This is a genomic window from Streptomyces sp. NBC_00483, from assembly GCF_036013745.1.
In the GTDB taxonomy this organism is placed as follows: Bacteria; Actinomycetota; Actinomycetes; order Streptomycetales; family Streptomycetaceae; genus Streptomyces.
This window is the reverse complement of record NZ_CP107880.1, coordinates 9,926,581-9,946,055: the sequence shown is the minus strand read 5'-3', so window position 1 is coordinate 9,946,055 and position 19,475 is coordinate 9,926,581. Positions and strand designations below refer to the sequence as shown.

Sequence of the window (19,475 nt, the reverse complement as noted above, 5' to 3'; positions counted from 1 at the left end):
CGTACGTCACTTGAGGGCGACCAGCGAGGCCAGGCCCATCAGGCCGACGAGGACGCCGCCACAGAGGCCGACGCAGCGCGCCTTCAGGCGCTCGTACCGCCTCTCGTACTCGGTGCGCAGCTCCGCGGCCCGCGCCACGATCTGGCCGAGCGCGGCCCTGTGGAAGACGAGGCGCTCCTCGACGAAGACGCGCCGCACCTCCTCGCGCTGTGCTCCGGTGAGCCATTCGAGCCGGTCGGTGAACGCCTCGGCCTGCGCATGGGCCTCGGTGACCTTCGAGTTCCACAGCAGATAGCCCTCCATCTGCTGGATTCCCGCGTTCACGTCGTGCTCGGTGCTGCTCATGCGGACGCGTCCTCGTGCCGGTTCTCGGCGTGGTCGAGGGCGGCGACGCCGGGGTGGTGCAGATCGAAGGCCGGGGACTCGGAGCGGACGCGGGGCAGGGTGGTGAAGTTGTGCCGCGGCGGCGGGCAGGACGTCGCCCACTCCAGCGAACGGCCGTAGCCCCACGGGTCGTCGACCTCGATCTTCTTGCCGTACTTGGCGGTCTTCCAGACGTTGTAGAAGAACGGCAGCATCGACAGGCCCAGCAGGAACGCCGAGATCGACGAGATCGTGTTCAGAGCGGTGAAGCCGTCCGACGCCAGATAGTCCGCGTACCGGCGCGGCATGCCCTCGACACCCAGCCAGTGCTGCACCAGGAACGTGCCGTGGAAGCCGACGAACAGCGTCCAGAAGGTGATCTTGCCGAGGCGCTCGTCGAGCATCTTGCCGGTCATCTTCGGCCACCAGAAATGGAAGCCCGCGAACATCGCGAAGACCACAGTGCCGAAGACCACGTAGTGGAAGTGCGCCACCACGAAGTACGAGTCCGAGATGTGGAAGTCCAGCGGCGGCGCGGCCAGGATGACACCGGTCAGACCGCCGAACAGGAAGGTCACGAGGAAGCCGACCGACCACAGCATCGGTGTCTCGAAGGACAGCGAGCCCTTCCACATCGTTCCGATCCAGTTGAAGAACTTCACGCCCGTTGGCACGGCGATCAGGAACGTCATGAAGGAGAAGAACGGCAGCAGCACACCACCGGTGACGTACATGTGGTGCGCCCACACCGTCACGGAGAGACCGGCGATCGCGATCGTGGCGCCGACAAGGCCCGAGTAGCCGAAGATCGGCTTGCGCGAGAAGACCGGGATCACTTCGGAGACGATGCCGAAGAACGGCAGGGCGATGATGTACACCTCCGGGTGGCCGAAGAACCAGAAGAGGTGCTGCCACAGCAGCGCGCCACCATTGGCCGCGTCGAACACATGGGCACCGAACTTGCGGTCCGCCTCCAGGGCGAACAGCGCGGCGGCCAGCACCGGGAAGGCCAGCAGGACCAGCACACCGGTCAGCAGCACGTTCCACGTGAAGATCGGCATGCGGAACATCGTCATGCCGGGCATCCGCATGCAGATGATGGTGGTGATGAAGTTGACCGAGCCGAGAATGGTGCCGAAGCCCGAGAAGGCGAGCCCCATGATGCCCATGTCGGCACCGATGCTCGTGGTGTGGATCGCGTCCGACAGCGGCGCGTACATGAACCAGCCGAAGTCGGGGGCGCCCTGCGGGGTGAGCAGCGCCGCGGCCGCCATCAGCGAGCCGAACAGGTACAGCCAGTAGGCGAACATGTTCAGCCGCGGGAACGCGACGTCGGGGGCACCGATCTGCAGGGGCATGATCCAGTTCGCGAAGCCGGAGAACAGCGGCGTCGCGAACATCAGCAGCATGATCAGGCCGTGCATCGTGAAGGCCTGGTTGAACTGTTCGTTCGACAGGATCTGCAGGCCGGGGCGGGCCAGTTCGGCGCGCATGAAGAGCGCCATGATGCCACCGACGCAGAAGAACACGAACGACGTGATCAGATACAGCGAGCCGATCGTCTTGTGGTCAGTGGTGGTGAGCCACTTGATCACCACGGCACCGGGCTGCCGCGCGTGGGCGGCCTCCGAATCCGGTGCCTCGGCGCTCGCGGCGCTCTCCAGGGACGTCATCAGGTAGTCGCTTCCTTGGCCGTTGTCAGACAGGACACGACCACGACTAACGGACGTCGGGGCGGGAAGCGGGGACACGCGCGACCGCGCGTCCCCGGTTCCCTCGAATGCAGCAGCGGGCCGTCAGTGCGACAGTCGGATGTCGTGCTGTACGACGCCCAACGTGTCCTCCACGCTGACCAGTTCGGCACGCGGTGTGTGCTGCGACGCGGAGATCACGAGGGTGTGGGTGCCCGCGGGCAGCCCCTCCACCGTGTAACTCCCCTGGTTCACCGCGGCCTTGGCGAGCCGCTTGCCGCGGGCGCTGATCACGGTGATCCAGGCGGGGCAGCCCGCGGGGTGCTCGACGCACTCCACCCGGCCGGTGACGCGGGCCCGGCTCACCGGGGCCGCTTCACTACGCTGCTGCGGAGCCTGTGCCTCCGGGACCGGCTTGGGCGTGGGCACCGGCCGGGGCTGCGCCTGCGGCTGCGGCTGCGGCTGCGGCTGCGGCACCGGACGCGGTTCGCCCCAGGCCGCCATCACCGCGCGGGTGCGGCGCTGCATCGGCGACGCGGGCCGCTGTGCGGTGCCGTTACCGGTGGCGACGGGCAGGCCCGACTGCTCGGCGTACGCGGCCAACGTCTCGTCCAGGGCGTCGAGTTCGCGCAGCGCGGTGTGCAGGCGCAGGGCGCGCTGTCCGGACCTGGCCGGGGCCAGCTCGGAGCGCAGCTCCCGAAGGAGCGGGCTGACCCTGCGGTACGTGCCCTCGGGCTCGCCGGTCGCGAAGAACCGGTCGAGTTCCTTGAGGGACGCGGTGACCGTGGCGGTGACGAGGCGGGCACGCTCGACGAGCCGCGGCGGCAGGTCCACGTCTATGTCGGCGGCCGAGGCCAGGGCGCGGGCGTGGCCGGTGGCCGAGGTCAGCAGGGCGACGCGGTGCTCGGCCGCCGGGCCGCTGACGCCGACCGGCATGCGCACGAGCGGCTTGGCGACGGACTGCACCTGGAGCAGCGCGGCGTCCACGGCGCGGGCGGCGCCGCGCAGCCGCACCGGGGTGTCGGGCTGCGTCCAGCGCTGCTCGACCTGCGCGACGACCTGGGCGAGTACGTCGACGTAGCCGCGCTCGGCCTCCTGGACGACGGTGCGGCGGGCCAGCGGGAAGATCAGCGCGGCGCAGGCGGTGGCGACGAGGACGCCGATGCCGTTGTCCAGGAGCCGCTCGCCCAGCAGGTGGTCCATGCCGCTCTCGGGCGTGGTCATCGCGTACAGCTGGCACAGGGCGACGACGAGGCCGACGACCCAGCAGGCGTAGGCGCGGGCCATGCCCCAGGCGCCGAAGGTGAGTCCGGCGACGATGATCGCGAGCGTCCAGTAGACGTGGTCACGGCCGACGAGGTGGACGAGGAGGATGCCGAGGACGGCGCCGATGACGGTGCCGACCATGCGGTGGCCGAACTTCCGCAGCCGCTCATGGGTGGTGTTGGTGCCGAACAGCGTGATCATCACGCCGACCAGGCCCCAGTAGAAGCGGCCGGGGTCGATGGCGTCGGAGATCGGGACGACGATCGCGGCGGCCACGGCGGCGTGCGCGGGGACCCGGATGTACGGGATGGCGCGGCGCCAGCCGGACTCGGTGGTCCCGGCGAGCACGCGGCGGGTGGGGCCCGCGGAGCCGGGCAGCCGGTTGTTCTCCAGGGCGACGGTCGGCTTGAACGGCACCTCGGCCTTGCCCGCGACGGCGCTCGCGCCGAGCGTGAGCCAGTTGTGCAGGGCGCGGGCGAGGGAGTCGAGGAGATGGCCGACACGGCGCGCGAGCACCGCGGCCTCCACGTCCTCGGCGGAGGCGGCAGGATCGGCCAGGACCGCCTCGGCGCGCTCCTGGATGTGGGCGGCGGCCGGCTGGAGGCCCTCGGCCTCGCGTATCGGGGTGTCGCGGGCGAGCACGAGGCCCACGGCGAGAGCCTCGCGCAGCTGCTCGGGGACGGGCAGCCGGGTCAGCTCCTGGACGGCCTGGCCGATGCCGCGCAGCGCGAGCTCGGCGTCGAAGAGATGCCGGTGCAGGAGTTCGGCGGCGGCCGGGTCGGCGGCGACCTCGGGCTGGGCGAGGCGGCCGTCGATCGTCACGGTGGTGATGTTCAGGCGGCGCAGGGAACGGTCCATGCGGCGCACGGCCCGCTCCTGGTCGGCGTCGGGGTCGACGGCGTCCACGGCGGCGTCGGCGACGCGACGCGCCTCGACCACGAAGGCGCGCTGGGTGCGCAGCAGGTCCTCGCGGGGCATCGGGTAACACAGCACCAGGCGCGTCACGAGGACGGCGGCGGCGGACACCAGCGCGACCGCGAACGCCTTGCCGACGAGCGCGACGGGGATGCCCGCGAGCATGCCGACCATCATGCCGTTGAACAGCATCATGCCGGTGACCAGCGGAATCGCACCGAACCTGGCGAGCAGGAAGGTCACGGCGAGGGCCGCGATCATCAGCACCATCTGCGGTACGCGCTCGCCGTTCATGGTCGCGCACAGCCACAGCGCGGCGGTGTACGGGAACGGCATCCACAGGATGGCGCGGGCGAGGCGGTCCCAGGTGTTCTCGGCGACCGCGAAGGCGCTCATCAGGCCCATCATCCCGGCGACCATCATGCCGATCATGTCGGGGATACCGAGCGCCTCGGCCATCGCGTAGCCGACGGTGAGCGCGGTCACCATGGCGACGAGGGTGCGCCAGCCGGTCTGCAGCTGACCGAGTCCGGGGTCGGCCGCGAGGACCCAGTCCCACCATCTGCGGGGCCCTGCCACGCGGTGGGGTGCGAGGTCGGCCCCTGGTGGGGCGTCGCTCGCGGCTGTGTGCTGGTCCGGCAGGGTGCCCGGGGTGGTCAACTGGCCTCCGCTTCCATGGCGTTCAACAGGGTGTTCAGGGCATCCCGCGCGGTGGACACCGCGCGCTCCGGTTCGTCGACGGCGCCGCCCTCGAGTGCGGTCAGCAGGGCGGCGGCCATCCGCTGCCGCCCCGTTTCGAGCAGGGCGCGTCCCGCCGGCGTCAGCGAGGTCTCGACGGCGCGCCGGTCGTCCTCGCAGCGCCGCCGCTCGACGAGCCCGGCCTCCCCCAGCTTCTGGAGGAGCACGGTGACGCGCGGCTGCGCCATGCCGGTACGGGCGGCGAGCCCGGTCACCCGGCACGGCCCGCCCTCCAGCGCGTCGAGCAGCGCAACCTGGCTCCGCGTGAGCCCGAACTCGCCCTCCCTGAAGAGGGACTGACCGAGCTGGGCGATCCCCCGCAGAAGCCCTCGGGCGGCGCCTTCGATGCGCTGGGCCTCGGTGGCGTCGAGGGACTCCGGGGATAGATGCATATAGAAAGAATATACATGGGGCTTACACGGGACCGATGGGCGGGGGCTGGGTGGGCAAATCAAGCCCCGCTCTTCCGACGAGAGCCCGCGGGGCCCGGGGCAGAGCCCCGCGACCGCAACCCCGCGTGACCGCACGCACCGCATCCGGCGATAGACGTATCCGCCCCGCCACCCGCTCCCGCCGGAGCCCACCCGGTGCGAGGATCCCCCTATGGACGGGGGGATCCTCGAGCGGGATCTCGAACTGGGGCGACTGGCCGACGCCGCAAGGCACGCCGCGAACGGCGCCGGTTCGATCACACTCGTCCTCGGCGAGGCCGGCATCGGAAAATCGTCCCTGGTCCGGGCCCTGCCCACCGTGCTGCCACCCACCGCCCGCCTCCTCGTGGGCCACTGCGACGACCTGGCCACCGGCCGCCCGCTCGGCCCGCTGCGCGACCTCGTCGGCAGCGTGGGCGCCGATCTGGCCCGCGCCGTGCGCGACGCCGGTGACCGGCACCGGATCTACGAGGCGCTGCACGCCGAGCTGGCCGGCGCCCCGCATCCCGCGGTGCTCGTCGTGGAGGACGTGCACTGGGCGGACGAGGCCTCGCTGGACGCGCTGCGGTATCTGGTGCGCCGCATCGAACGGCTGCCCGCCGTGCTCGTGCTCACCTACCGGGACGACGAGCTGGGGCGCGGACACCCGCTGCGTCAGTTGCTCGGCCAGGTGTCGGGCGCGGCCCGCGTGCACCGCCTGCCCCTCGCTCCGCTCTCGCGCCGGGCCGTCGGCAGCCTGTGTGCGGCGGCGGGGCTCGATGCGGCGCAGGTGTACGCGGTGACGTCGGGCAATCCGTTCTTCGTCGCCGAAGTCGTGGCGGCGGGCGGCACCGGCGTGGTGCCGCCGACGGTGGTGGACGCGGTCCTGGCCCGGCTCCGCAGACTGGACGACCGCACACGGGACGCGCTCGAGCAGCTGGCCGTGGTGCCGTCGGCCGTGGACCGCGCCATGGTCGACGCGCTGGTCCCGGAGGGCGACGGCGCCCTCGCGGCGGCCGAGCAGGGCGGGCTGCTCGTGGTGGCGCCCGACCGGGTGTCGTTCCGGCACGAGATCATCCGCCGCGCGGTGGCCGACTCGCTGCCCGCGGCCCGGCACATCGCGCTCGACCGCGCGGTGCTGGCCGCGCTGGTGGCCGCGCCGGACGCCGACCGCTCCCGGATCGTGCACCACGCGGCGGCGGCAGGCGACCTCGACGCGGTCGCGCGGTATGGGCCCCGGGCCGCCCGTGACGCGGCGCGGGCGGGCGCGCACCGGGAGGCCGCCGCGCATCTGCGCCTCGTCCTGCGGCAGCGCGGGCGCTACGGGCCCGCCGAGCTGGCAGGGCTGCTGGAGCAGTACGCGGTCGAGAGCTACACCATCGGCGATTCGGTCGCCGCCGTCGCCGCGCAGCGGGAGGCGGTGGAGCTGCGTCGCGAGCTCGGTGAGCCGCGGGCGCTCGGCGCGGATCTGCGCTGGCTGTCGCGGATCCACTGGTGGGCGGGCGACGCGACGGCGGCGGAGACGGCCGCACGGGAGGCCCTTGCGGTGCTCGAACCGGCCGGTGACGACCGGTTGTTGGCGCTGGCCCTCAGCAATACGGCGCAGTTGCGGATGCTGTCGGACGCGTACGCCCAGGCCGTGGAGTACGGGGAGCGGGCCATCACGCTGGCGCGCAGGGCGGGCGACCCGGCGATTCTCGCGCACGCGCTGAACAACGTCGGCTCGGCGCGCTGGCGGGACGGGGATCCGCTGGGGCAGCGGCAGTTGGAGGAGAGCCTCGCGGTGGCGCTCGATTCGGGCGAGGTGGAGCACGCGTGCCGTGCCTACGCCAACATCGTCTGGTCGCTGCTCGACGAGCTGCGCTTCACCGAGGCGGACCGACTCCTCTCCCCCGCCATCGATCTCGCCGACCGGGCCGAGCACCTCGGTTTCCTGACCTACCTTCATGTCGAGCTGGCACTACGGAAGTTCGCCGCAGGCGACTGGGCGGAGACCGAGCGGTACGCGCGGCTCGGCGCGGACGTCTTCCCGCCCGCCCGCTGCCCCGCCCTCACGGTCCTCGCCCGCGTCCGCGTGCGGCGCGGCGAGCCCGGGGGCGGTGAACTGCTCGACCAGGCCTGGCGGATCGCGGTCGGCACCGACGAGCTGCAGCGCCTCGGCCCGGTCGCGGCGGCCCGCGCGGAGGCCGCGTGGCTGCGCGGCGACCGGGCGGGCGTGCTCGCCGCCGCCGAGTGGGTGCACGAGCGGGCCAGTCGGCTGGCCGCACCGCAACGCTACGAGCTCGGCTACTGGCTGGCGCGGGCGGGCAGGCCCGCACCGGCCGACGGGGCGAGCCATCCGTACGCGCTCCAGGCCGCGGGCCAGTGGGACAAGGCCGCCGAGCTGTGGCACACGGCGGGCTGCCCGTACGAGGAGGCGGCCGCGCTCGCCCAGAGCCCCGACCCGGCCGTCAAGGTGAGCACGCTCGCCACTCTGGACGCGCTGGGCGCGGCGCCGCTCGCCCGTCTGGTCCGCGCCGAGCTCCGCGAACTCGGTGTACGCCGTGTCCCCCGCGGCCCGTACGCGGCGGCGCGCGGCAATCCGGCGGGCCTGACCGACCGTCAACTCCAGGTGGTGCGGCTCCTGATGGCGGGACTGACCAACGCGGAGATCGCCGGGCGCCTCGTCCTCTCGGTCCGCACGGTCGACAACCATGTCCGCGCGATCCTGGAGAAGCTCGACGCGCCCACCCGGCGCCGGGCCGCCCAGCGGGCTGTGGAGATCGGGCTCACGGCGGCCGGCGAAATGTAGGTACCCACCCGGCCCGAGGTGGGTGTCGTCCACGCATGCCCGACCGAGCGCAACGCCCGTAGAACGGAGCGGACGACACCCACTCGACACGGGGGATCGCATGACCAGCACACCCGCACAGGCCGCGCGCCGCGAACTGACCGGATTCCGGGGGACGTTGACCGGACCCGAGGACTCCGGGTACGAGGAGGCCCGCGCCGTCTACAACGCGATGATCGAACGACGTCCCGCGCTCGTCGCGCGCTGCGCAAGCGCGGCCGATGTGGCGAAGGTGATCGCCTTCGCCCGCCGCCACGAACTTCCGCTCGCGGTGCGCGGCGGCGGCCACCACGGCGCCGGACTCGGCACCTGCGAGGCCGGCGTGGTCGCCGACCTGGCGCCCATCAACTCCGTCGAGGTCGACGCGGCCGCCCGCACCGTGACGGTCGGCGGCGGCGCCACCTGGGGCCAGGTCGACACGGTGACGCACGAGCACGGCCTGGCCACGCCCAGCGGCATCATCTCCACCACCGGCGTAGGCGGCCTCACGCTCGGCGGCGGCCTCGGCCACCTCACCCGGGGCTACGGACTGACCGTCGACAACATCGTGGCGGCGGAGGTCGTCCTCGCCGACGGCACTCCGGTGCGCGCGGACGCCGACACCAACACGGACCTGTTCTGGGCGATCCGGGGCGGCGGCGGCAACTTCGGCGTCGTCACGTCCTTCACGTTCCGACTGCACGAGGTGGGCACGGTGGTGGCAGGGCCGACGTTCTGGCCGGCCGAGCAGAGCGCCGAAGTCCTCGCTGCCTACCGGGAGTTCCTGCCCTCCGCACCCCGCGACGTCAACGGCTTCTTCCTGTTCGGGTCGGTGCCGCCGGCGCCGCCGTTCCCCGAGGAGCTGCACATGCGGAAGGTGTGCGGGGTCGTGTGGTGTCACACGTCCGGGGACCCGGAGGCGGCCGACCGCGCCATGGCACCGCTCCTCGGCGAACTGCCCGCGCCGCTGCTGCACGCGGTCGCGCCGATGCCGCACCCCACGATGCAGTCGATGTTCGACGGCCTGTACCCGCCGGGCGACCAGTGGTACTGGCGCGCCGACTTCGTCCGCGAGATCCCCGACGAGGCCGTGGAGCTGCACGCGAAGTTCGGGCCCGACACGCCGTCCATGCAGTCGACGATGCACCTGTATCCGATCGACGGTGCCGCGCACGACGTCGGACCGTCCGACACCGCGTTCAGCTACCGGGACGCGCGCTGGGCGAGCGTGTTCGCGGGCGTCGACCCGGACCCGGCCAACGCGGATCTGCTGCGTCGCTGGACGGTCGACTACTTCGAGGCCCTCCACCCGTACTCGGCGGGCGGCGCCTACGTGAACATGATGATGGACGAGGGGCAGGAGCGGGTGCGGGCGAGCTACCGCGGCAACTACGCCCGACTGGCCCGCGTCAAGGCGGCCCTCGACCCGGACAACGTGTTCCGGGGCAACCAGAACATCCAGCCGGACCCGGCCGCGCAGGACAACGTCCGACCCTAAGGTCTGGATCAGGCCGGACCCCGCGAGCCCGGCCTGATCCGAACGACAGGCCCTGGGACCCTCACGACGCGCCGCCCGGCCTGCGGAAACGTAGCGTGGTCGCATGTGCTGGAGTGCGACGGCCGATCTGGTGGCGGGTGGCGCGATCGCCGCGGTGGGCGTGGGGTGCGTGTCGCGAGCGGCGCGCACCCGGCCGCGGGCCCTGCCGCTCGCGGCGCTGCCGCTGCTGCTCGGGGCGCACCAGATCATCGAGGCGGTGATCTGGAACGACGGCGGTGGCAGCGGCCCCGCCGTCCTCGCGTGGGCGGTGATCGCGCTGCCGCTGCTGCCGCTGTGGGTGCCGGCGGGCGTGTGGTGCGTGGTGGCGCCGGGCGCCCGCCGACGGCTGCTCGTGCCGCTCGCGGCGGGCGTCGTGACGGCGGGAGTGCTCGTGTACGTCCTGGCGACGAGCACGGTGACCGCCGAGGTCCGCGGCCACACCATGGGCTATGCGGTCGGCCTGCCGGGTTCCGGGTGGCTGCTGGCGGGCTATCTGCTGGCGACGATCGGCTCGCTGCTGCTGTCGGGCGAGCGGGGTCTGGTCCAGCTCGGTGTGCTGGCGGCGGTCGCCGCGGCCGTGTGCGCGGCGCTGTGGCGCTGGGAGTTCATGTCCACGTGGTGCGCAGGCGCCGCGCTCTGTTCGGTGGTGCTCTACCGGTGGCTACGCCCTGCGGCACGGCCTTGACCATGCCGGAGGGGCTGGGTTTCGGTCCAGCCCCCGCGGGCGGTGTGGCGCCGTCGTCAGTCGGTGATCGTCACACAGGGCAGGCCGACACTCTCGTCGCCTCGGAAGCCCTCGGCACACAGCCGGGTGCCGGCCGGGAAGTGCCGCTGCGGGTAGGCCTGGTCGCGGTAGGTGCGGAAGGCGTCGACGTCCTCGACCTTCGTGTTGGCGCTCCAGCCGTTCGTGGTCCACACACGGGCGGAGATGCGGTGCGGCTGGTTGGTGTTCACGACCGACACCTCGACGCGGCCCAGGTACGTCCCACTGTCGTAGGTCTCGATGCACACCGCGTTGTTGCACCACTTGCCGTCCGCGGCGGCCGGCTGCCCGGCGGCGATGACGCAGCCGAGCGCGGCGACGGCCGCGGCGACCGAGGCGAAGGTCTTCTTGAAGGCGGCCCGCATGATGTCCCGCATGGGTGACTCCCTGTGTCTCGTACGACGTGGTGCGCGGAGCCCTGCGCCCGCGCTTCGCGCACATCAACGTCGTACGCGACCAGGGGTTACGTCTCCTGCGGCCGGACGGTGAGTGCCCCGTCGCCCGCCTCGACCCGGATCCGGCCGCCCGCCGCGATCTCGCCGTCGAGCAGCATCCGGGAGAGCCGGTTGTCGACCTCGCGCTGGATGGTGCGGCGCAGCGGGCGGGCCCCGTACTCGGGTTGGTGGCCGCGCCGGGCCAGCCACTCGACGGCTTCGGGGGCGAACTCGATGGTGATGTCCTGGGCGTGCAGGCGGCGCCGGGTCTCGTCGAGGAGGAGGTCGGTGATGCGGGCCAGCTGTTCGGTGCTGAGCCGCCGGAAGATCACGATCTCGTCGACGCGGTTCAGGAACTCCGGGCGGAAGTGCTCCCGCAGCGGGCGCAGGACCTGGTCGCGGCGTGCGGTCTCGTCGGCTTCGGAGCCGTCGACGCGGAAGCCCAGGGCGGCGCCGCGTCCGGCGATGGCCTCCGAGCCGAGGTTGCTGGTCATCACGATGACCGTGTTGGTGAAGTTCACCGTGCGGCCCTGCGCGTCGGTGAGGCGGCCGTCGTCGAGGACCTGGAGCAGCGTGTTGAAGACGTCGGGGTGTGCCTTCTCCACTTCGTCGAGCAGGATCAGCGAGTACGGGTGCCGGCGCACGGCCTCGGTGAGCTGCCCGGCCTCCTCGTGGCCGACGTATCCGGGCGGCGCGCCCACCAGGCGGGAGACGGTGTGGCGCTCCTGGAACTCGCTCATGTCGAGCCGGACCATGCGTTCCTGGCTGCCGAAGAGTGCCTCGGCGAGGGCGCGGGCCAGTTCGGTCTTGCCGACGCCGGTGGGGCCGAGGAAGAGGAAGCTGCCGATGGGCCGGTCGGGGCTGGCGAGCCCGGCGCGGGACCGCAGGACGGCTTCGGAGACGGCGGTGACGGCCTCGTCCTGGCCGATGACCCGCTCGTGCAGATGCTGTTCGAGGCCGAGGAGGCGTTCCTTCTCCTCCTTGGTGAGGCTGCTGACGGGGATGCCGGTCTGCCGGGACACGATCTCGGCGATGTCCTCCGCGGACACCTCGACGATGTGCCCGTCGCCGGGGTCGGGATCGCGGGCTCCTTCGATCCGAGTGGTCAACTCGCCGATGCGGTCGCGCAGTTCGGTGGCCCGCTCGTACTGTTCGGCGGCCACTGCCTCGTCCTTGTCGCGGCTGAGGTCGTCGACCTGGCGTTCCAGGGCGCGTACATCGGTGGGCTTGGTGCGGTCGCGCAGCCGCACGCGGGCGCCCGCCTGGTCCATCAGGTCGATGGCCTTGTCCGGCAGGAAGCGGTCGGTGAGGTAGCGGCCGGAGAGGTCGACGGCGGCGAGCAACGCCTCGTCGGAGTACCGGACTTGATGGTGCGCCTCGTAGCGGTCGCGCAGTCCGCGCAGGATCTCCACGGCGTCCGCCGTCGACGGTTCGGGCACCAGGATCGGCTGGAAGCGGCGGGCGAGCGCGGCGTCCTTCTCGATATGCCGCCGGTACTCCTCCAGGGTGGTGGCGCCGATGACATGCAACTCGCCGCGCGCCAGGGCGGGTTTGAGCATGTTGCCCGCGTCCATCGAACCACCTTCGGATCCGCCGCTCGCGCCCGCACCGACGACGGTGTGCAACTCGTCGATGAACACGATGAGTTCGTCCGGGTGGGCACGCACCTCGTCGATGATGCCGTTCAGGCGTTCCTCGAAGTCGCCGCGGTAGCGGGTGCCCGCGACGACGCCGGACAGGTCGAGCGAGACGAGGCGGCGCCCGCAGAGCGTCTCCGGTACGTCGCCGTCGGCGATGCGCTGGGCGAGGCCTTCGACGATCGCGGTCTTGCCGACGCCCGCGTCACCGATGAGTACGGGGTTGTTCTTGCCCCTGCGGGAGAGCACCTCGACGGTCTGCTCGATCTCCTCGTCACGGCCGATGACCGGGTCGAGGCGGCCCTGGCGGGCCCGGTCGGTGAGGTCCTCGCCGAACCGGTCCAGGTGGGGGGTGGGCGCCGTGCTCCACGCCTGCTGGCCGCCGGACCGGGTTTCGGCGGATCCGGGAGGCGGGGTCTGCGGCGCTGGGTCCGGGGTGAAGCGGGCCTGGTTGAGAAGGTGTCCTGCCGCCGAGTCGGGGTTGGCGGCGAGCGCGAACACGATGTGGTCGGGGCCGATGTAGGCGACGCCCGACTCCCGCGCGATCACATGTGCGTCGAGCAGGGCCCGCTTGACCGCGGGGGTCACGGAGAGGGACTGCGGCGTGCGGCTCGGCTCACCGCCGCCCGCGTGCCGGTCGATCTCCTCCGCCAGCCGGTCGGAGTCGGCGCCGGCCCGCGTCACGAGGCCGCGGGTGGGTTCGAGGGAGAGCGCCGCCCACAGCAGGTGCCCGGTGTCGAGGTCGCCCCGGCCGTGCTCGGTGGCGTAGTTCGCGGCCGTGGCAACGAGGTGGCGGGCGGGGCCGCTCATCAGCCTGCCGATGTCGATCTGCCGTCGGCCACCGCCGAGGAACCGCGAGAAGAAGTCGCCGAAGGGGTCCTGTCCGTAGCCGTCGGACCCGGTGAATCCGCTGCTCATGCCCATCCGTCCCGGCGCGCGCCGTCCGCGTGCGACAGCGCTGCCTCGTCGACGTCCGTCCGGGGTGCGCGTTGCCCGCTGCGGCGTGGATAAACGTGGTGAGCCGTACGGGACGTCGGCGTCAGGCGAAGCTGCGGCGGTACGTCTGGGGGCTGACGCCGGTGGTGCGCTTGAAGCGGTCGCGGAACGCGGTGGGCGAGCCGAAGCCGACCTGCGCGGCGATCCGCTCCACGGGGTGCGGTGTCGTCTCCAGCAGATGCTGGGCCTGGCGGATCCGGGCGCGGTGCAGCCACTGCAACGGCGTGCTGCCGGTCTGTTCGCGGAAGCGGCGCATGAGGGTGCGGGTGCTGACACCCGCGTGCGCGGCGATGTCGGCGAGGCCGAGGTCGCGCTCCAGGTTCTCCTGAAGCCAGGTGAGAAGCGGCTCGAAGGTCGAGCCCTGTGGCGTCGGGGCGTGGTCGTGCACGATGAACTGGGCCTGGCCGCCCTCGCGTTCGAGCGGCATGACGGAGAGCCGTGCCGCGTCGGCGGCGACCGCGGAGCCGTAGTCGCGGCGGATCATGTGCAGGCACAGGTCGAGCCCGGCGGCCGCGCCGGCCGAGGTGAGGATCTGGCCGTTGTCGACGTAGAGGACGTCGGGGTCGACGTCGATCTCCGGGTGGCTCGCGGCGAGCAGGTCGGCGCCGATCCAGTGGGTGGTGGCGCGCAGTCCGTCGAGGAGGCCCGTCGCGGCCAGGGGGAAGGTGCCCGAGCAGATCGAGGCGATCCGGGTGCCGTCGGCGGCGGCCGCCCGCAGCGCGTCGCGGACGGCGGGGGCGAGCGGAGCGGTGGGGTCGGCGGTGCCGGGCACGATGACCGTGTCCGCACCCTTGAGCCCGTCGAGACCGCGGGGCGCGCGGATCGTGAACGTACCGGCGTCGACCTCTTCCCGCTCCGCGCACACCCGCACCTGGTAGCCGGGACGGCCGTCGGGCAGCCGGGTGCGGCCGAAGACCTCGATGGGCGTGGCCAGGTCGAAGGGGATCACCTGGTCGGGGGCGAGGACGGCGATGGTGTGCATGGCGGGAATATAGCTGAGCCCCGAGATCTCGCCACCGTATCCAACAGGTGGCTGGACGCTTGATGGCCATTGGTAGCCACGTCATAGGTCGTGGCGGTATCCCGTTGACAGTCGTCACTATTGCCACTGGGAGACCGGTCCGCACCGGAATAGCGTCGACGGAGATCCCGGCCGGACCGGGCGCGTGACCTGCGAAGGACCCCTCCCCCATGCACATCCAGATCGTCCTCTTCGACGGCTTCGACCCACTCGATGTCGTCGCCCCCTTCGAGGTGCTGCACGCCGGCGCCGCCGCGTCCGGCGGCGCCTTCGACGTGGAGCTGGTCTCCGCCGAAGGGCCGCGCGAGGTGGTCGGCGGGACCGGCGGGCTCGCGCTGCGCGCCACCGCCGCGCTCGATCCCGCGCGGGCGGACATCGTGGTGGTGCCCGGCGCGTCCGGTCCTGTCGGGGACCCCGGCGGGACGCCGGACGAGGGCGCGGCGGAGGCGACGATCCCGGTGCTGCTCGGCCGCACGCTCGCCACGGAGCTGCCCGCCCTGCTCGGCGCGGCCATGGCCGACCCCACGACGACGGTCGCGACCGTCTGCGGCGGCTCGCTCGTCCTGGCCCTTGCCGGGCTCATCGAGGGACGCCCCGCCACCAGCCACCACCTGGGACTCGACCTCCTCGAAGCCACTGGCGCCCGCCCGGTGCGGGCCCGCGTCGTGGACGACGGCGATCTCGTCACGGGCGCCGGGGTCACCTCCGGGCTCGATCTCGGCCTGCATCTGCTGGAGCGGGAGGTGGGGCCGCAAATCGCGCACGCCGTCGAGGAGTTGTTCGCGTACGAGCGTCGCGGCACGGTCTGGCGGGCGCAAGGCCCTGCGCCCGCGGTCTTCTGAACCGCCCCCTTGGAAACGGGAAGACCCTTGGAAACATGAAGAGAGGAAGCAGCACCGCATGACCGTCGAAGGCACCTGGGACCTGTCCATCTCGACCCCCATCGGCACGATCGCCGCCGTCGTCGAACTCCGCAGGGCGGACGGGGCGCTCACCGGCACCGCGCACGGCGCGGGCGAGGACGTCCCGCTGCGTGAGCTGGAGTTGTCCGGCGACGACCGGCTCACGTGGAAGCAGTCGGTCACCAGGCCGATGCGCCTGAACCTGAGCTTCGCCGTCGCCGTCGACGGCGACACCCTGAGCGGTACGTCGCGTGCCGGGCGGCTCCCGGCGTCGAAGGTGACCGGCAGTCGGCGCCCCGAGCGGGCGGGCGCGGGCCGCTGACCATGACGAAATTCCTGCTCATCCTGCACGTCCTCGCCGCCGTGCTGACCGTAGGGCCGGTCACCGTCGCCGCGAGCATGTTCCCCAACTCGCTGCGCGGTGCGCTCGGTTCACCGGGGGGCGCCGAGGCGCTCGCGACACTGCGCACCCTGCATCGCATCTGCCGTGCCTACGCGGGCATCGGCATCGCCGTGCCGCTCTTCGGGTTCGCGACCGCGAGCAGCCTCGGGGTGCTCGGCAGCCCATGGCTCATCGTCTCGATCGTGCTGACGACGGCGGCCGCCGCGGTCCTGGCCGTGTTCATCCTGCCCGCGCAGGAGGCGGCGCTCGACGCGGTGCGGGAGCCGGAGCCTCCCGCGCTCCCCCGGACGGCCGGCCAACTGGCCATGCTGACAGGCGTGTTCAATCTACTGTGGGCCACGGTGACCGTGCTGATGATCGTCCGGCCGGGTTCCACGACCAGTTCCTGACGGGGACGTTGAACGGACGACGAACAGTGGGCGAAGCTCGGCGCCGGAGCCCGCCGCCCGGGTCGGCGGGACCGTACCGTCCCCGCATGGGATGGCTCGAGATCGCCCTCACCACCGCTGGGCTGCTGATCGGCGTGGTCTCCGTGGCCACGCCGTTCGCGGCCGACCGCAGGGCGCGGCGCAGCAAGCGGGTCGGGTTCCGCAAGCAGATGGACATCGCGATAGGGCACAACGGACCGGCCGGCGAGGGCGATCCGCGCTTCGGGCTCTTCAACGACCTGCCCGGGATGCGCGACGCGACACTGGTGCTGCTGCGTATCGAGAACGACGGCTCGCGGCACGTCGAGGCGTCCGACTACATCGATGCGAACCACGGGCTCACCGCCGAGTTCCCCGGCCGCAGCATCCAGGCGCTCGATGTCACGCTGACCGATGAACACGCCAGCCTGTGGAGCCACTTCGAGGACGAGCCGGGCCTGGTCGTCGCGGCGCCCGGCACGCTGCGCATCCCCAAGGTCCCGCTGAAGCCGGGCGCGTACTACAAGATCCTGGTGCTGCTCACGGGCGGCAGCGAAGGGGACAAGGTCACCGTCACCGGTGACATCAAGGACGGCAAGCTGCACGAGAACCACAGCCTCACGCCGGACGAGAAGCCACCGGTGTTCAGCAGCCGGGCCCGCTGGACCACGGTCACGCTCGGCGTCGCCCTGATCGCGGCGGCGACCCTGCCGCTGCTCACACCGTCACCACTGCCGGACGACTGCGAGTCGGGCAGGCTCCGGCTGACCGGGTCCACGGCGTTCGCCCCGGTGATGCGGGAGCTGGCACAGAAGTACCGCGACCATTGCGGGGGCGAGCCGCGGATCACGGTCGCCGCGCGCGGCAGCCGCACCGGAGTGCGCGAACTCGCCCTGTCCGGCGAGGAGTCGGGCAGCACGGCGGGCCGCATAGCGTTCTCCGACGGGCCCCGCCCTGCCAGTTACACCCGGCTCAGCGAGAGCCGTATCGCGGTGTCCCTGTTCACGCTCGTCGCGCACGACGGCGTCCGCCTGACGAACCTGTCCGTGGCCGATGCCCGGCGCGTCTACCGGGGCGAGATCCGCAACTGGTCCCGGCTGGGCGGCCCCGATCTGCCGGTCGTCCTGGTCAGCCGCACCTCCGGCTCGGGCACCCGGTCCGCGCTCACGGCGCGGGTGCTCGCGGGCGCGGACGAGCCGCCCGCCTCCTCGGACGACTGCGTCAACCGCACGTCCCGTACCGGCGCCCGCGTGCTGCGCTGCGAGCTGGACTCCACGGAGCAGGTCCTCGACACCGTGGCCCATACGCCCGGCGCCCTCGGCTACAGCGAGCTGCGCGCCGCGTCGCCGCCGGACGCGCCGAAGGGCCTGCACCGACTCACCCTCGACGGCCACACCCCGGACCCGGACCGGCTCGACGCGGGCGGCTATCCGTACCGCGAGATCGAGTACGCGTACACCTACGGTCGCCCGCCGGCCGACTCGCTGGCCTCCAGTTTCCTCTCGTACGCCGTCGACAACGGCACGGGCAAGGGAGTCGTCGCGACGCACGGTCACCTTCCGTGCGGGACGCCGGTGGGACTGCGGGTGTGTGGCAAGGACGACTGACCCGTACGACACCTCGCGGACGACACCTCGCGAAGGACGCCTCACGGGCGACGCCTCGCGGACGACACCGACACCCCGCAGAACGTACAATTTATGCGTATTTCGGACGTGCCGTGCGTCCGGGGATGCGAGGTGACGTGATGGCCGGACCGACCCCGACCCGGCTGCACCGGGCCGCGCGGGCGCCCGTCGCCGCGGCGTTCGTGTGCGCGAGCCTGTTCTCCGCGGGACCCGCCCTCGCCGACGACAGCGACGCCAAGGACAAGAGCGCGCAGGAGCTCGCGGACGCGGCGAAGAAGGAACTCCTGGACGCGAAGTCCCTGCATCTGACGATGCGGAACAGCGCGGACGACCGCGACGCCCGCACCCCGGCACTCATCGATCTGCGTCTCGACGAGGACGGAAACTGCACGGGCGAGCTGCACATGGGCACCGGCGGGGCCAAGGGCGGCAGCGTCGACCTCGTGAAGCGCGGCGACGAGGTGTGGATCAAGCCGGACGCCACGTTCTGGAAGACCCAACTCCCAGGAAGAAGCGGCGAGTTGGCCGCCGACCTGATCGGCGACCGCTATGTGCACGGCACCACCGACGACCCGATGCTCGACGGACTGTCCGGCACCTGCGACCTCGACTCGTTCCGCGAGCGCCTCAAGGACGGCTCGGACCGTGCCACCAAGGACGAGCTCACGAAGGGCGACCAGAAGAAGGTCGCGGGCACCGAGGTCGTGCCGCTGACCTCCAGTAACAGCGGTGACAGCAAGGAGCACATCACCCTCTACGTCACCGCCGACGAGCCGCACCGGCTGGTGCGCGCCACCGAGAAGGGTTCCGACGAGTCCTTGTCGATGACACTGACCGACTACGGCAAGGCGGTCCCGAAGAAGACACCGTCCGCGGACGACTCGATCGATGTCTCGGACCTGCGCAACACCGAGCCGTCACAGGCGCCGCACGCCGCCTGAACCCCCGTAGCCGTCAAGTCCCCTTCGGGTAGCGGACGAAGAGGATCCCCTGGACGTCGCCGTCCGGCGCGCCGTAGATGTGCGGGGCGTCCGCCGCCCAGTGGGCGTGGCCGCCGGGCCCTGCCGTCGTGGGTGCGTCCGGCGGGCCGACGACGGCCGTCCCCGAGAGCACCATCAGGCTCTCCGTGGTGCGCGGGACATGCGCCGCGGACTCCTGGGTCGCACCCTCGGCGATGGTGACACGGAAGACATCGGTGGCCGCGTCCTCGTCCTCGTACCGTTCGATCAGCACCGCGGTGACCGCGCTCCCGGAGACACCGGCGGCGCCCGCGCCCACGCTTCGCGGCGGGTCGTCGAGGACGGCGCTGAGCGGGCGGCCGAGCACGGTGGTCAGGGCATAGAGGGTTTCGAGGGTGGGGTTGCGGCGACCGGCCTCGAGCTCGGAGAGCGTGCCCTTGCCGACGCCCGAGCGGCGCGCGAGTTCGGACAGCGACAGGCCGCTGTCCACGCGCAGTTGCTTCAGCCTGCGCCCCACTTCGTCACCAAGCCCCATCGCCCGGCCCCCTCCCGCGCCAGTCGGCGCGTGTTGACGTGTCGCCATCCGCGTCCTTAGT

The 19,475-nt window shown here is 72.2% G+C and carries 16 protein-coding genes; 8 read left to right on the top strand and 8 right to left on the bottom strand.

Annotated features, from left to right (window positions below; genetic code table 11):
• Positions 1–6: 6 nt before the first annotated feature.
• The 4 genes from OHA73_RS44495 to OHA73_RS44480 all read right to left on the bottom strand — a co-directional run bounded on the left by OHA73_RS44495 (position 7) and on the right by OHA73_RS44480 (position 5,365).
• Entirely contained in the window at positions 7–345 is a 339-nt protein-coding gene (locus OHA73_RS44495; protein WP_266725107.1) for a hypothetical protein, read from the bottom strand.
• The gene (gene ctaD, locus OHA73_RS44490; RefSeq protein ID WP_266725105.1) at positions 342–2,036 is read right to left on the bottom strand and encodes an aa3-type cytochrome oxidase subunit I; all 1,695 of its coding nucleotides are present in this window, start codon (positions 2,034–2,036) and stop codon (positions 342–344) included. Before ctaD ends, OHA73_RS44495 begins: the two co-directional genes overlap by 4 nt.
• Positions 2,037–2,159: 123 nt before the next feature.
• Positions 2,160–4,895 carry an FUSC family protein gene (locus OHA73_RS44485; RefSeq protein ID WP_327658296.1) on the bottom strand — a complete coding sequence of 912 codons (2,736 nt, stop codon included), beginning with the start codon at positions 4,893–4,895 and terminating at the stop codon, positions 2,160–2,162.
• The gene (locus tag OHA73_RS44480) at positions 4,892–5,365 is read right to left on the bottom strand and encodes a MarR family winged helix-turn-helix transcriptional regulator (protein ID WP_266725101.1); all 474 of its coding nucleotides are present in this window, start codon (positions 5,363–5,365) and stop codon (positions 4,892–4,894) included. The genes OHA73_RS44485 and OHA73_RS44480 overlap by 4 nt, the downstream gene beginning before the upstream one ends.
• A 211-nt stretch (positions 5,366–5,576) precedes the next feature.
• Between OHA73_RS44480 and OHA73_RS44475 the strand changes: the two genes are divergently transcribed.
• The 3 genes from OHA73_RS44475 (at position 5,577) to OHA73_RS44465 (ending at position 10,414) form a co-directional block, all read left to right on the top strand.
• Positions 5,577–8,174, top strand: a complete 2,598-nt coding sequence (locus OHA73_RS44475; RefSeq protein ID WP_327658295.1) for an ATP-binding protein — start codon at positions 5,577–5,579, stop codon at positions 8,172–8,174.
• A gap of 100 nt (positions 8,175–8,274) precedes the next feature.
• Entirely contained in the window at positions 8,275–9,690 is a 1,416-nt protein-coding gene (locus OHA73_RS44470; protein ID WP_327658294.1) for an FAD-binding oxidoreductase, read from the top strand.
• Positions 9,691–9,793: 103 nt separating this feature from the next.
• Positions 9,794–10,414 carry a DUF6629 family protein gene (locus OHA73_RS44465; RefSeq protein WP_327658293.1) on the top strand — a complete coding sequence of 207 codons (621 nt, stop codon included), beginning with the start codon at positions 9,794–9,796 and terminating at the stop codon, positions 10,412–10,414.
• A 56-nt stretch (positions 10,415–10,470) separates the two neighbouring features.
• Here the strand turns inward: OHA73_RS44465 and OHA73_RS44460 are convergent, their stop codons facing one another.
• The 3 genes from OHA73_RS44460 to OHA73_RS44450 all read right to left on the bottom strand — a co-directional run bounded on the left by OHA73_RS44460 (position 10,471) and on the right by OHA73_RS44450 (position 14,541).
• Entirely contained in the window at positions 10,471–10,869 is a 399-nt protein-coding gene (locus OHA73_RS44460; RefSeq protein WP_327658292.1) for a hypothetical protein, read from the bottom strand.
• Between the two features lie 86 nt (positions 10,870–10,955).
• Entirely contained in the window at positions 10,956–13,481 is a 2,526-nt protein-coding gene (locus tag OHA73_RS44455) for an ATP-dependent Clp protease ATP-binding subunit (RefSeq protein WP_327658291.1), read from the bottom strand.
• Positions 13,482–13,602: 121 nt separating this feature from the next.
• Positions 13,603–14,541 carry a GlxA family transcriptional regulator gene (locus OHA73_RS44450; protein WP_327658290.1) on the bottom strand — a complete coding sequence of 313 codons (939 nt, stop codon included), beginning with the start codon at positions 14,539–14,541 and terminating at the stop codon, positions 13,603–13,605.
• 209 nt (positions 14,542–14,750) lie between these two features.
• Here OHA73_RS44450 and OHA73_RS44445 point away from each other — a divergent pair, with 209 nt between their 5' ends.
• From OHA73_RS44445 to OHA73_RS44425, 5 genes are all read left to right on the top strand, one after another.
• Positions 14,751–15,422, top strand: coding sequence for a DJ-1/PfpI family protein (locus OHA73_RS44445; RefSeq protein ID WP_327658289.1), 672 nt, complete (start codon positions 14,751–14,753; stop codon positions 15,420–15,422).
• Positions 15,423–15,480: 58 nt separating this feature from the next.
• Positions 15,481–15,804, top strand: coding sequence for a hypothetical protein (locus tag OHA73_RS44440; RefSeq protein ID WP_267073208.1), 324 nt, complete (start codon positions 15,481–15,483; stop codon positions 15,802–15,804).
• A gap of 2 nt (positions 15,805–15,806) precedes the next feature.
• Positions 15,807–16,274, top strand: a complete 468-nt coding sequence (locus tag OHA73_RS44435; protein WP_327658288.1) for a DUF2269 family protein — start codon at positions 15,807–15,809, stop codon at positions 16,272–16,274.
• A gap of 86 nt (positions 16,275–16,360) precedes the next feature.
• Positions 16,361–17,899 (top strand): PstS family phosphate ABC transporter substrate-binding protein, encoded by a 1,539-nt coding sequence (locus OHA73_RS44430; protein WP_327658287.1) that lies wholly within the window; start codon positions 16,361–16,363, stop codon positions 17,897–17,899.
• 140 nt (positions 17,900–18,039) lie between these two features.
• Positions 18,040–18,861 carry a hypothetical protein gene (locus OHA73_RS44425; protein WP_327658286.1) on the top strand — a complete coding sequence of 274 codons (822 nt, stop codon included), beginning with the start codon at positions 18,040–18,042 and terminating at the stop codon, positions 18,859–18,861.
• Between the two features lie 13 nt (positions 18,862–18,874).
• On the opposite strand, the gene OHA73_RS44420 is transcribed toward OHA73_RS44425, so the two are convergent.
• A complete protein-coding gene (locus OHA73_RS44420; RefSeq protein WP_267073212.1) occupies positions 18,875–19,414 on the bottom strand; it encodes a helix-turn-helix domain-containing protein in 540 nt (179 codons plus the stop codon).
• Positions 19,415–19,475: the final 61 nt, after the last annotated feature.